General features: G+C 28.9%; 14 protein-coding genes. 10 read left to right on the forward strand and 4 right to left on the reverse strand.

The features are described 5' to 3' along the window. The first annotated feature begins 24 nt into the window (after positions 1 to 24). Genes D1869_RS07805 through D1869_RS07820 form a run of 4 tightly spaced genes read left to right on the forward strand, consistent with a single transcriptional unit; the run spans position 25 to position 3,407 of the window. Positions 25 to 897, forward strand: coding sequence for a beta-ribofuranosylaminobenzene 5'-phosphate synthase family protein (locus D1869_RS07805; protein ID WP_156014612.1), 873 nt, complete (start codon positions 25 to 27; stop codon positions 895 to 897). Further along, complete coding sequence (locus tag D1869_RS07810; protein WP_156014613.1) at positions 882 to 1,931, forward strand: methyltransferase domain-containing protein; 1,050 nt, start codon at positions 882 to 884, stop codon at positions 1,929 to 1,931. Before D1869_RS07805 ends, D1869_RS07810 begins: the two co-directional genes overlap by 16 nt. Then, the gene (locus D1869_RS07815; RefSeq protein WP_156014614.1) at positions 1,931 to 2,443 is read left to right on the forward strand and encodes a gamma carbonic anhydrase family protein; all 513 of its coding nucleotides are present in this window, start codon (positions 1,931 to 1,933) and stop codon (positions 2,441 to 2,443) included. Before D1869_RS07810 ends, D1869_RS07815 begins: the two co-directional genes overlap by 1 nt. After that, positions 2,436 to 3,407 carry a radical SAM protein gene (locus D1869_RS07820; RefSeq protein ID WP_052846559.1) on the forward strand — a complete coding sequence of 324 codons (972 nt, stop codon included), beginning with the start codon at positions 2,436 to 2,438 and terminating at the stop codon, positions 3,405 to 3,407. The genes D1869_RS07815 and D1869_RS07820 overlap by 8 nt, the downstream gene beginning before the upstream one ends. On the opposite strand, the gene xerA is transcribed toward D1869_RS07820, so the two are convergent. After that, the gene (gene xerA, locus D1869_RS07825; protein ID WP_156014615.1) at positions 3,404 to 4,258 is read right to left on the reverse strand and encodes a site-specific tyrosine recombinase/integron integrase; all 855 of its coding nucleotides are present in this window, start codon (positions 4,256 to 4,258) and stop codon (positions 3,404 to 3,406) included. The two genes, D1869_RS07820 and xerA, sit on opposite strands and share 4 nt — an antisense overlap. 194 nt (positions 4,259 to 4,452) lie before the next feature. After that, positions 4,453 to 5,319, reverse strand: a complete 867-nt coding sequence (locus D1869_RS07830; protein ID WP_156014616.1) for an NAD(P)/FAD-dependent oxidoreductase — start codon at positions 5,317 to 5,319, stop codon at positions 4,453 to 4,455. A gap of 40 nt (positions 5,320 to 5,359) precedes the next feature. Here D1869_RS07830 and D1869_RS07835 point away from each other — a divergent pair, with 40 nt between their 5' ends. After that, on the forward strand, positions 5,360 to 6,007 hold the full coding sequence (locus D1869_RS07835) for a hypothetical protein (RefSeq protein WP_156014617.1): 648 nt from the start codon (positions 5,360 to 5,362) through the stop codon (positions 6,005 to 6,007). Here the strand turns inward: D1869_RS07835 and D1869_RS07840 are convergent. Next, positions 5,988 to 6,140, reverse strand: a complete 153-nt coding sequence (locus D1869_RS07840) for a hypothetical protein (protein WP_156014618.1) — start codon at positions 6,138 to 6,140, stop codon at positions 5,988 to 5,990. The genes D1869_RS07835 and D1869_RS07840 overlap by 20 nt on opposite strands. A 135-nt stretch (positions 6,141 to 6,275) precedes the next feature. Between D1869_RS07840 and upsX the strand changes: the two genes are divergently transcribed. From upsX to upsB, 5 genes are read left to right on the forward strand one after another with little or no spacing between them, the layout of a single operon-like run. Beyond that, positions 6,276 to 8,273: a protein UpsX gene (upsX, locus tag D1869_RS07845; protein WP_156014619.1), complete on the forward strand. Its 1,998-nt coding sequence runs from the start codon at positions 6,276 to 6,278 to the stop codon at positions 8,271 to 8,273. 44 nt (positions 8,274 to 8,317) lie between these two features. Next, entirely contained in the window at positions 8,318 to 9,742 is a 1,425-nt protein-coding gene (locus D1869_RS07850; protein WP_156014620.1) for a type II/IV secretion system ATPase subunit, read from the forward strand. Then, complete coding sequence (gene upsF, locus D1869_RS07855) at positions 9,729 to 11,192, forward strand: membrane pilin protein UpsF (protein ID WP_231113577.1); 1,464 nt, start codon at positions 9,729 to 9,731, stop codon at positions 11,190 to 11,192. Before D1869_RS07850 ends, upsF begins: the two co-directional genes overlap by 14 nt. 26 nt (positions 11,193 to 11,218) lie before the next feature. Next, positions 11,219 to 11,674: a pilin subunit UpsA gene (gene upsA / locus D1869_RS07860; protein WP_231113578.1), complete on the forward strand. Its 456-nt coding sequence runs from the start codon at positions 11,219 to 11,221 to the stop codon at positions 11,672 to 11,674. Positions 11,675 to 11,680: 6 nt separating this feature from the next. Next, positions 11,681 to 12,076: a pilin subunit UpsB gene (upsB, locus tag D1869_RS07865; protein WP_010979445.1), complete on the forward strand. Its 396-nt coding sequence runs from the start codon at positions 11,681 to 11,683 to the stop codon at positions 12,074 to 12,076. Here the strand turns inward: upsB and D1869_RS07870 are convergent. Beyond that, a complete protein-coding gene (locus tag D1869_RS07870; RefSeq protein ID WP_052846562.1) occupies positions 12,069 to 12,332 on the reverse strand; it encodes an SSO5209 family protein in 264 nt (87 codons plus the stop codon). The genes upsB and D1869_RS07870 overlap by 8 nt on opposite strands. Positions 12,333 to 12,349 lie beyond the last annotated feature (17 nt).

Below are 12,349 nucleotides of genomic sequence, written 5' to 3' on the forward strand. Positions count from 1 at the left end.
TCTCTCATATATGAAGTGTTTTGTATGATAAAAATTATTGGGTTATCAAGAATTCATATAACTCTTATTGACTTAGAAGGTAAATTTGGCAGACTTGATGGAGGTATAGGTGTGGCATTAAAATATCCTAGAATTGTCTTAAGAACTGGTAATTGTATTAAACCAGATATAACTCTACCGTTTACAATACCAGATTATTGTATAGAAGAAGATTTTGAAGAACATGTAGGTTTAGGACATACTACCCAATTTCTATTATCAGTAGCAAAATTAGGTGCTGAGTATAACTTAAAGAATATAGATGTGGTAGAATTAGCTAAATTGGTGAAGCGTGGTGGTACTTCTGGTGTTGGGGTTTATGCATTTAAACATGGTGGTTTTATTGTAGATGGAGGTCATTCTAAGAAAATAAAGAAAGAAATTTTACCCTCGGATTACTCTACTGTTTCTCCTCCTCCTTTAATTGCAAGGTATGATTTTCCATGGTACATTTACGTAAATATACCTAAAGAAGGAAGAAAAATATACGGTAAAAGTGAGCTTGAAATATTTAAGAATGCTAAAGTAGAGGGCATTGATACATTAACTAGAATAATATTTATGAAACTTATTCCAGCTGTGATTGAAAATGATTTGGAAGAAGCACTAGAAGCTATAGGTTTGATTCAGAATTTAGGATTTAAAAAGTTAGAAGTTAGTCTTCAAACCGAAGAGGTAAAAATGCTTATGAAACAGTTGTATCAAAAGGGATATTATTCAGGTATTTCTTCTTTTGGTCCAGCAGTATATACTTTTGTAAGAAGCAGAAGGGAAGGAGAAGAGTTAGTTTCATATTTTGGTGGTTTTGTTACAGAGCCTAATAATGAGGGTGCAAAAGTCTTATGGTTGAAAGATTAAATTATGATGAATTTGTGATGGAAGATTTAAAGAACGTTTATAAAGGATTTATTAATGATTTTTTGAGATCTATTTTAGTTCCTAATAGTAGGCTTTATGTTAGAGTAAATACTTTGAAGATTAATGTAGAGAAAATCTTAGCTGAATTAAATTTTCTTGAAAGGGATGAAGATTTTGAAGAAGCTCTTTTTGTGAAGCTAAAGGGACCAAATAAAATTGAAGAGCATGAGACAAAGGTAATTGTAGATAAACATACTGCTGAAAGTGTGATTATGGGTGCTGATGTATATCGCCCAGGAATAAAGAAAGTACTTGGAAATGGTAAGTATGTTAACGTTGTTAGTGAGAACGGTGTAATAGTAGGTGAAGGGGAATTAGTAAATAAAGGCAATTTAGTTGTTAGAGTTTTAAACCCATTGTATTCAGCTCCTAAGTTTGCTGATTTAGAGTATGTTAAAGATGGCTCACTAATCTTACAAGGAAAGGCTTCAATGTATGTTGCTCACTTGCTTGACCCCAAACCTAATGAAAAAATTATTGATATGACGGCTTATCCTGGAGGGAAATTAACTCATATATATCAACTTGAACCTAGGAGTAAGGTTATTGGTTTTGATCATACCAGGAAAAAAGTAGATGAGTTAAGAGAAAAAGTAAAAAAGATGAAAATGAATATAGAAGTTTATTTAGCAGATTCTAGGTATCTTTATGAGGATTTTGGATTGAGGGATGTAGATAAAGTAATTATTGATCCGCCTTGTTCAGCTCTAGGTATAAGACCAAAGGTTTATGACAGGAAAACTAAAGAAGATATTATTAATTTTCATAATTATCAGAGACAATTTATTAATTCTGCATATAAGATTCTGAAGAAAAATGGCATATTAGTTTATTCTACTTGTACAGTAACTACATGGGAAAATGAGAAAGTAATTGATGATGAAAGATTTGAAGTTGAAGATATTATTAGATTTCATCCCAATATTCATGATATGACAGGATTTTTTATAGCCAAATTAATTAAGAGAAAATGATGGTAATAGAAGAATATTTAGGTAAGAAACCTAAAATTGCTGACAAAGTATATATTCATCCTACAGCTTATGTAATAGGAGATGTAAGTATAGGAGAGTTTTCTAGTTTATGGCATTATGTTGTTGTAAGAGGTGATAATGATTCTATTGAAATTGGAAGAGAAACAAATATTCAAGAGAATTCAACAATTCACACGGACATTGGATATAAAGTCATTATAGGAGATAGAGTGAGTATAGGACATAATGCTGTAGTCCATGGCGCTAAAATTTCTTCTAATGTTATTATAGGTATGGGTGCTATACTTTTAAATGGCTCAGAAGTAGGAGAGTATTCTATTATTGGTGCTGGTGCTGTCGTAACTCAAGGCACGAAGATACCTCCTTACAGTATTGCAGTTGGAGTGCCAGCAAAGGTAATAAGAAAGGTTAGTGAGGAAGAAATAAAATTAATTTCCGAGAATGCCGAAGAATATTTAAAACATGTTAGGAGGTTTTTGAAAATTGAATAGAGATCTTAAAGCCTTTAAGTGGTTTATTAAAACTCAAATACTAAAAGATCCCTTCAATCCAGCATATGCAACGTTTAAAGTCACGTCGAGGTGTAATCTTCATTGTACATTCTGTTCACCGGATTATTATTCTGGTAAATTAGGTGAAGGAAGTACTGAAATTATAAAGAGGATTATTGATAATTTGAGAGACTCATCTATTGTTGTATTATCTTTTGAAGGAGGAGAACCAACATTACGTAACGATATCCTAGAATTGTTAGAATATGCTCATGATGGCTCCTTCTATGTCATGTTAACTACTAATGGATACAGGTTAAATGATGAAGATTTTTTAGTAAAGTTAGCAGATAGGATAGATTTTCTTCATTATTCCATAGATGAATATCATTGGAACGTAAAAGCTCTTGAAAATCTTTGTAAATTCAGACAATATGGTCTTAAAGTAAATGTACAAACTGTTGTAACTAGATATAATTTACATAAGTTAGAGGAAAAAGTCAAGAAAGTTAGGGAATGCAATTATAAAATAGTAATATTACCTGCAATAGATTACCCAGAATCTAAAGTGAAATTATCTCCAGATCCAGTAGAATTATATGAAGTTATGTCAGATCTAAAGAGAAAGTACGGTGCAACAATTAATAATTCATGGGGATTTATTAATGCATTAATTGGTAAGACAAGAATAAAAAGAGTTGTTAGCTACGCTATTTCCATTTATCCCAACGGCGATTTGCCTTATCCAGATGATATAAATGGAAAGATTGTAGGTAATTTAGCTATTGAAAAACTGAATGATATATTGAAAAAACCAGTAGTAAAAGAATTGCAGAATTATATGCTGAATAACCAAGCAAAATTTGAGTATCTTCATTTACAAACAGCCTCGTTTAATAGTGTAAAAGATCTTGCTGAATACGTGTATGAAATGATAAAATGGAGATTCCTTGGGAAAGCTTAACCAAATATTTTCTTATAAATTTCCTGTAAGTCTTCTGTTACTAAATGAGTATATATTTGTGTTGTTCTGATATCCTTATGCCCCAACAATTTTTGAACTACTGGTAATGGCATTCCTTTTCTTATAGCTTGTGTAGCAAATGTATGTCTCAAAATATGTGGTCTTAAATCAATCCCTAATTTTTTGCCTAATCTTTTAAGTTTCCGATATAAAGCATGATAAGTCATGTTGAAAAGTATTCCATTATCTTCTATGTTCCTCAAATAACTCTTTAATAACCTAGCTGTTTCTTCTGTGAAAAATACAATTCTTTCCTCACCATTCTTTGTATTTCTAACAATTATATATCTTCTTTCTATGTTTATATCGGATTTTTTAATAGAAAGTAATTCTTTAGAACGTAATCCTGTATCTAATAAAAGTTGAATTAGTAGTCTGTCTTTTAGTTTTTTCACATTTTCTTTTATCTTAATTATTTCTTCTTCTGATAAAGCTCTAATTTCTTTTCTTCTAATTCTAGGTATAGTTGGTTTTACATCTACTCCTAACCACTTTAAGAATCTTAATACTGCTATTATATAATGCCTTGCAGTCACTGATTTTTTTCTTCTTTTTTCTATCTCATTTTCATTTTTAGATTTTGTTTCTCTACTTAGAATATTTCTAATCCAATTATTTAAATCATAGGCGGTAACAGTCCTTGGATCTTTTCTTATATAACTAAGAAAATCAGATATTGCTATTGAATATAATCTTATTGTATTTTCAGAGGCTCCTGCAATCGTTAAAGCCGTAATAAATTCGTCGAATGGGTTGATAATGACATCTGGCTTACCTAATTGTAGTTTCACATTAGATATCTTGGTCTTAGTAACACTTATTAAGGTAATAGAGTGTTACCATAAACATTTCTATTAAAATATAGAAAGAAATACCCAATGGCAAAACTACTTATACCCCTAACCCACTTAAAATAATATGGGGTACCCAGGGACCTCATGATAAGGAATGATGATCCCCCTGACCCCCCAAGGTCCCTGGGTACTCATAAATGATATAAAAAGCCCATTTTTCCATTTCTAATTAAATAATATCTTTCAATGAATCTTTTCATTAACTGTCTCATCTTTGAAACTTTCACTACTTCTATCTTTCCATTCCATAATTTATCTGATCTTATATGTATTCCTTCTTTTCCAGTATCAATAATAGTTATGAATATAGGTCTGAATGGACTATTGATTTTGCCTAGAATATAATTTGCTACATAAATTCCAGTTCTCATAGCAAGTTCGCCTAACTTTGGATATCCTTGAATAAGATCACCTATAACAAATGAATTTTCATATTGAAGATACTCATTTACTTTAAGAAATGAACTAAACGGATGAGGAGGTTTACATGAGGGAATTACATCTTCTGGCTTTTCTGTTTCTTTAATCCCATATTTTTCCATATAATATTTTATTGTAGAGCTAACTTTTTCTCCAAGATACTGCAAGTAGTTACCATAATATTTTACATCTTTTCCTAAATTTTTAAAATAAAAAGCTAATTGAATTGCTAGATAATCATTTGAAGGATCCTCAGATGTAATACGTAGTTTATCTTTTCTTTTTATTTCATTTATCTTAATTAATATGTCGTTTTTATTGCATCCTAATGCGACAATAAGATTATCTGGGCTATATTCATATTTATCAGTCTTTACCCATTTGCTTTTAAGATCTATATCTATTACTTTCTCTCTTTTAACAAAAGTGAGTTTCTTTGAAAATGGCTTATTGTTAATCAAATTTCTTAAATATGCAGTATAAAATACAAATTCTTCCTTTTCCGCTATTAAATTAGTTTTGAGTATATGGTACGCATTAATTCCTGCATATCCAGCTCCTAATATTAGACTATTCATGATGGGATAAATTAAATTTCCCAAAAATATACAATTTGTTGTGAAAGTAAAGTTAGCGTATTCAAAGGATGAAGAATTAAAACCACTACTTCCTTTATTAAACGGTAGGATAAATAATAGAGGATATGATTTTGAAGTAGCTAAAATAAAGGAAGACGAGATAAAATTCAATCTTAATAATTTTGATCTGCTTTTTATACCTCTTCCTGTTTTAACTCTTGTTAAAGATATTAAAATCCTAACGAATGGAAGTAATGTAACGGAGAAACTTTTTATAAAGAGAATAAAAGAGGACAAAATATTAAAATTATTAGTCAGTGGCACAAATTCCACAGAGTTTTATCTAGCAAAAATCTTGATTAATAGTAATATTATGCCTGCTTTTTCTAATTATAACTCAGTAATTAATTATAATGATGGGGATCTTGACCTATATAATGAGTGGGTAAAATACTGTGGTAAGGTACCAATAGTTCTTTCAGTGTTAGGGAGTGTAAGATTAAGTGATGATGAATTACTAAAATTAAAGGTTATTATACGTGATTCTGCATCATTAATGGTAAATGAGGGTGAAGTAGAAAGTACCTCAAAGGAATTAGGGTTAAAAGGACGTGAAGCAATAGAGTGTTTCTTCAAGCTTTGTAGAGAAAAAGGACTATGTAATGAGGTTAAGCTTTCTTTGCTTTAATTTTCTTTGATATTCTAAACATTCTTACTAAAGTTGGTATTGCAATTGCTAATTCTACTGGGTATGGTATATTTGCAAGGAATAATATAAGGGATAGTAGGAGTAAAGATAACTGCATATAGATTGCCTTCATATGATTATTTTCTTATGTTTACTTTTAACGTAAGTCAACATAATTCGTTATAATACTTTTACTTAATCTCTTAGAGTATTTTCAAACTACTCAGTGTAATTTTTATTAAATCTATTTTCAATGATACCACAGATAGTGTCGCAATTTTCTATTAATTTGCCAAATGATTTAAATTATTGGTTTTATACTAATGGTGAAACGATTAGACTTTCTTCAAACGCGATAGTTACACCAGAAATCTCATTAAGTGAAAATGGTATTAATATTAAGGGATATTGGGTAATAAAAAGAAATTTTTCCGTTATACATATTGATGAAGATAACAATGAAAAAATAGTCTATTCTGATCCTCAAGCTTTAGATTTTGTGCTATTAGGAGAAGAAGTTTATCCTATTTTAAGAAAAAATAAATATATTATATTTAATAACGAAAAATATATTGATTATAAGCACAAATATTCTTTTTATGTGCTAGAAAATAAAAATAAAATTGAAGTAATTGTTAACGGAAAGTTAATAGATTTAGAGAAGCCCATTAAATATAGGATTTATCCCTCATTTATATCTATAGTATATGAAGATCATTCTGTATTAATTGATAATTCTGGGAAAAAAGAGAGAATGAACAAACCAGCTTTTTATCTTGGTAAAACAAGTCTGGGAGATATATATCAATCTGTTGCCGGGAAGATAATTTCTGAACAAGAATATGACCTTTTAGGCATATGTACTTCAGAGGCCTATTTAATAGGAGAGTCTTCTTCTGGTATAATTATCGCGTGTGGAGAAAAAGTAAAAAATTACTATAAAGGAGGATGGTCTTATATTTCTAATATATCAAATATTACAGCTAGCTTTGTAAATTATAATTTCGTAATTATAACTGATCTTCAAACATCTGTTTATACTGGTGAACTTAAGAAGCTATTTGATCTTCAAAACGTTAAAAGTATTATAGCTAATAGAAAATATTTATTTGTTTTATCAAATTCTCATAAGTTATATCTTATAGAACCTATTGAGAAAGATTTGATAGAAGTAATAAATTCTAATAACACCTTGTCATCTCCAGCAATAATAAAAGTTTCTGACATGTGGGATATAAAATTAGGTAAGGAGCTTATTGAAATAGAGAAAAAGAGTGAAAGTAATTACAGGCTATTATATGTTGAGCCTTATAGGTTAACTCAAGTAACTTCGACTATAACATTAGAAAATGAATTATTTAAATATAGTAAGAATTTAGAGGTTATTTCGGAAAATTTAGATATCTCATTAGTTAATGCTGAATTAATTAAGGCTGTTAATGGTAGAATAAAAGGCTCTCCAGAATTTTATAATAGTATATTAAGGCTAAATATAAAATATAAAATTCCAAGTAGAACAGAGAAGTATATTAAAATAAAAGTGCACGAAAAAGAGTATAAATTTAACATAAAAGATACACAAGGAGAAATGTTTATTTCTATACCATTAGTAAAATTTGACAATAACGAAGAATTAGTAGTGCTACAAGTAGAACGTAAAGGGTATATTGAAACTACAAAAGAATTTCTTATACCTATCAAAATTGTAAAGGAAAATAAAAATTATCACAGAGAAGAAATTATTGAAAATACAGTAAGAAAGGTAATAGAAAAATCTAGTGACAGTCTTTTTGAATGGATAAAGATATTCGAGTTTCCATTAGATTATGAAAATGTTATAATAGCTAAAGCAAGAGATAAGGTAATAATTGAAGGTAAAGAAATTGAAGTTAGAGAGGGAAAGCAGATAATAGAAATCTCTAAAACTGGTTACAAGAGGATTTATATAGTTTATGGAATTCCTAACCCTATTAGAAATATAAGTGCTAAAATACTTAATAATAAGCTATACATAAATGTGGATACAGCTTTAAGAATACCAATTACAGTAATTTATGGTACTCAAATTCAAACAAGTAATGGTGGCGAATATATTTTTGAATTAGATCCTGCTTATTCTTCTTTAAATATAAAAATTTATTACTCAAATGATATAAAATGGGAAACAAAATATGAACTTCAAGATCTATTTAGAAAATCTATAATTTATTCATTGGTTAGTGCGGTAAAATTAAAAGAAGAGCTAGCTACTTTTGGTCTTTTATAATATTTTCACTTTGCTCAGAGTTCTTTTTTATTTACCTAAATAATATGACAACTATTCTTCATGAGTACTATGTAGGTCCAGCTAAAATAAGAATATTACGTGATGATAATGGAATTTGTAAATACATTGTTGAAGAACCACAACTAACAGAATACGAAGAAGAAATAAAGAATTCCATATTATCTGAAATTATGTATACTAATTTAAAAAACATAGAAGATTTTGTAATTAGTAAGTTAAAAGATAAAGGATTTAAGGATGATGTAATTGAAAAAATTCTCTATCATGTTAAAAAAAGCATGCTATATGATAATATAACTCCATTAATGTTAGATCAAGAAATTGAAGAAATTGAATGTAGAGGTTTTGGTTATCCTATAACTGTCATTCACAGATCTTTTTCGGAATGTATTAGACTTTTCACGAATATAATTCCAAAAAACGAGGATGATATTATAAAAATTATTGAGAAAATGGCAAATAAGGCCAATAAAAGTATTAATATAGCTAAACCTTATGTTGAGTTTTCACTCCCAGAAGGACATAGAGTAGCTGCTACTTTAGGCAGTGAAATATCATTACCTGGTTCTACATTTGATATACGTAAATTTCCGTCTAAACCTCTCAGTATTATCCAGATGATCATTAATGGTATGTTAAATGAGCTAATAGCATCTTATTTATGGTTCATAATGAAATATAAACCATTTATAATGATCTTGGGACCTACTGGTTCTGGTAAGACTTCTCTCTTAACAGCTATTCTTAATTTAATTAATCCAAGTTATAAGATTTTAACAATTGAAGACACTCCAGAAATAAATATAACCAGTGACAATTGGGTTAGGTTTATAAGTAGATCAACTTTGGCAGGTAACTATGATGTAACTTTAAGTGATTTAGCTAAATTAGCTCTACGATATAGGCCCGATTATTTAGTGGTTGGAGAAGTTAGAGGAAAAGAGATAGAAGCTCTAATTCATGCTGCAGCATCTGGCCATGGTTCTTTAACTACTTTTCATGGTTCAAGACCTATAGACGCTATTACTAGAATAACTGATTTACTATCTTCTGATTTGTCTAAACTTTTTTTGCAAACTATATGGTCCTTCATAATAGTAAGTAGAAGAAAAGAAGGAAACAAAAGTATTCGTAGTATAATCGGAATATATGAGACTTTAATAGATAAAAATAAAATTAAATTTAAAAAAGTAATTGAATGGTCGTTTATAAAAAATGAATTTATTCCTCTAGATATAAATTCTTTATCAAAGAGATCATATAGACTAAAATGGATTAGTAGAGTTTATGGGTTATCCATTGAAGAGATAAGACAAGAAATAGAAAGAAGGATGAATTTCCTTACTACTTTAAAAAACGAGAAAGTTATTGATTTTGTTGATGTTTCTTACAAAATAAGAAAGTTTTATGAAGTAGGTGAGGTTAGTGCTAAGAATGTTGCTCAATAAGCTCAATAAAATTTCTCCATGTAATGTTTTTAATCAGAAAATTAAGGAGTATATTGAATATTATGGCGATGATTATAACAAAATCTGTAGTAAGTATCATTATCTATTAAAAATATTTATTTTATTACTAATAGCAATAACTATACTAGGAATGTTTTTATTAAGATTCTTAATATTTCTTGATATACCAACTGGATTAATAGCATATACTTATCCTTTGGTTTATACTTGGTCTAGAAGAGAAGAATATAAGAAAACTGTAAACTTAGAAGCTCCTTTTACCACTATAATAGTCTATATTAATTCAATTGTAGATAAAAGTTTATTATATACTTTTAAGGAGCTATCAGAAGTTAAAGAGTTAAAAATACCCAGAATTGAGTACACGTTTCTTAATAAAATGATAGAATATATGGGGTTTTCATACATTAAGGCGTTAGAAAAGAGGGCTAATTTGCACCGCGGAGATTTGTTAGGGAAATTATATGACAATTATCTTGCTGCTTTAAATCTAGGTGTAACTATTAAGGATCGATTAAGGGATGTACTAAAAGATGTAATGTATGAGTTAAAAGAATCATATAAGACCTATATTGATAAATCCGCCGAACTAGCAGAAATTCAGTTTGCTTTACTGTTATTGCTTCCTATTGTATTGCTCGGATTCGCATTTACTTTTAAAACATCAATTACTGAACTTCTTCTTCCTTTACTCTTTATTCCCCCACTAATTTTTGTAATTTCGACCATTCAACCGGGAGTTGATTATAATATTAAACATAATAAGTATATTTATTCGCTTATAATAATTCCGATAGCTATATTTATTCCTGTACAAATAGCATTTAGATTGATAATAATTTTTTCAGTACTCTTATTTGTAAGTTTCTTCATATATCAACAAATACAATTAGCTAATGAATTAGAGAAATCATTGCCATTATTACTTAAGGAAATAGCAGAGTATCTAAGACTGGGATATACTATACAGAATGCAATACCTAGAATAAAAATTAACTCATCTAAAGTAAATAAAGTTTTAAGTGAGATCTTAAGACAATCCAATGAGATCTCAACACCATCAAAACTATTTAATATGAGTATGAAAGTTTTATTTATTATATCAAAATCTGGTTCCTCTTCGGTAGCTTTAGAGGAATTAGCTAATGCAATCAATGAAATAGTATATGCTAAACAATCTCTAATTAGACAACTTAGACTGTATGATGCTATGATAATATTAACTCCAATAATGTTATGGTTAGCATTTGGTACTTTAAATAAGATAGTAAGTAGCACACTTCCAGCAATAGATATAATAGCGGCTTATAGTGTTGGTTCAGTAATTTTATTCTCTAAATTATCTAGATTCACATTATTATATTTCCCAGCAATTTTGCTTCTTGTAGTAGTCTTACTAATACTTTCGTTTTTGCCACCCGTCTTTTAATAGCCTATAGTTATATGGGGAACAATATGAGAAGAACTAAAGGGATTTCATCAATATTAGGAACTGTAATAGTATTAGCAATAACTATAGCTTTAGGGGCATTGTTATATGCATATGCAAACGGAATGTTTAGTAATCTAACTCAAAATGTTAATGTTGGTGCTCAGGCTCAAATTATTGTAAATCCTTCCACTGGCGAATCCTATCTTCAATTTTCCTTAACAAATAATGGCAACATACAAGTTATTATATATAATATAACAGTAAGAGGAGCCAGCAATACTGGTTCTTTAGGCTATACAAGTAATAATGTATCTATAGAATTAAATCCTGGCCAATCCTATCAGGACATAATGCCAATAACTAGTTCTAGCTTATCCGTACAACCAGGCAATTATTATACCGTAATATTTCTTGGTAAAACCTCAACTGGCAAACCATTCTCAATAGTTCTCAATGTGCTTGCTAGTGAGACAGAGTGATTTAAAATGAAAGGTATTTCGTCAATTTTTTCTTCACTAATTGTTACTATGATAACCATAAGTTTAGCAGTACCATTATTCTTCTATTTTAATGGATTATATGATAATAATAATGGGATCATAAGCCAAAATTTTAATAAACTAAATAATGCTACACTTACTCAATTATCTATAATAAATCTAGGAAATAGTACAGCTCAAATATATTTTTATAACTATGGAAAAAGTCAGATTAGTATTAGTTTACTAATTATAAATAACAAAGAATATCATATAAATATAGTTATAAAACCAAATGAAATTATACCATTAAGTAAAATAATTGGTGCTAATTTAATTCTGACAAATTCTACTTTAATAATAGAAATGAACGGTAATTATTATTACTATAATATTAGATAAGGTTTATATCTTTTTTTACATTAATCTCAATTTCTAGCCCTTTTTCTAAAGCGTTAAGTATCTCGTTTCCTTTTTCTGTAAGTTTATATACTTTATGTGATCCCTTTGAGTAGATAGTCTCTATGAGTTTTAAATCTTCTAGCACATGAAACAATGCTAATACTTCATATCGTGGTAATCCAGTATAAACTACAACTTCACCAGGATTAACGTGTCCTTTCTTAATTGCTTCTAACACTAATTTTATCTCATACATTAATTATCACATTTATT

The sequence above is a fragment of the Sulfurisphaera ohwakuensis genome, assembly GCF_009729055.1.
Taxonomy (GTDB): domain Archaea; phylum Thermoproteota; class Thermoprotei_A; order Sulfolobales; family Sulfolobaceae; genus Sulfurisphaera; species Sulfurisphaera ohwakuensis.

Excerpts from the sequence above, each read along its gene's own strand:
- D1869_RS07830 (WP_156014616.1), bottom strand. The coding sequence starts at position 5,319 with ATGAATAGTCTAATATTAGGAGCTGGATATGCAGGAATTAATGCGTAC.
- D1869_RS07810 (WP_156014613.1), top strand. The coding sequence starts at position 882 with ATGGTTGAAAGATTAAATTATGATGAATTTGTGATGGAAGATTTAAAG.
- upsF (WP_231113577.1), top strand. The coding sequence starts at position 9,729 with ATGTTGCTCAATAAGCTCAATAAAATTTCTCCATGTAATGTTTTTAAT.
- D1869_RS07815 (WP_156014614.1), top strand. The coding sequence starts at position 1,931 with ATGGTAATAGAAGAATATTTAGGTAAGAAACCTAAAATTGCTGACAAA.
- upsB (WP_010979445.1), top strand. The coding sequence starts at position 11,681 with ATGAAAGGTATTTCGTCAATTTTTTCTTCACTAATTGTTACTATGATA.
- D1869_RS07850 (WP_156014620.1), top strand. The coding sequence starts at position 8,318 with ATGACAACTATTCTTCATGAGTACTATGTAGGTCCAGCTAAAATAAGA.
- D1869_RS07840 (WP_156014618.1), bottom strand. The coding sequence starts at position 6,140 with ATGAAGGCAATCTATATGCAGTTATCTTTACTCCTACTATCCCTTATA.
- D1869_RS07870 (WP_052846562.1), bottom strand. The coding sequence starts at position 12,332 with ATGTATGAGATAAAATTAGTGTTAGAAGCAATTAAGAAAGGACACGTT.
- upsA (WP_231113578.1), top strand. The coding sequence starts at position 11,219 with ATGAGAAGAACTAAAGGGATTTCATCAATATTAGGAACTGTAATAGTA.
- D1869_RS07805 (WP_156014612.1), top strand. The coding sequence starts at position 25 with ATGATAAAAATTATTGGGTTATCAAGAATTCATATAACTCTTATTGAC.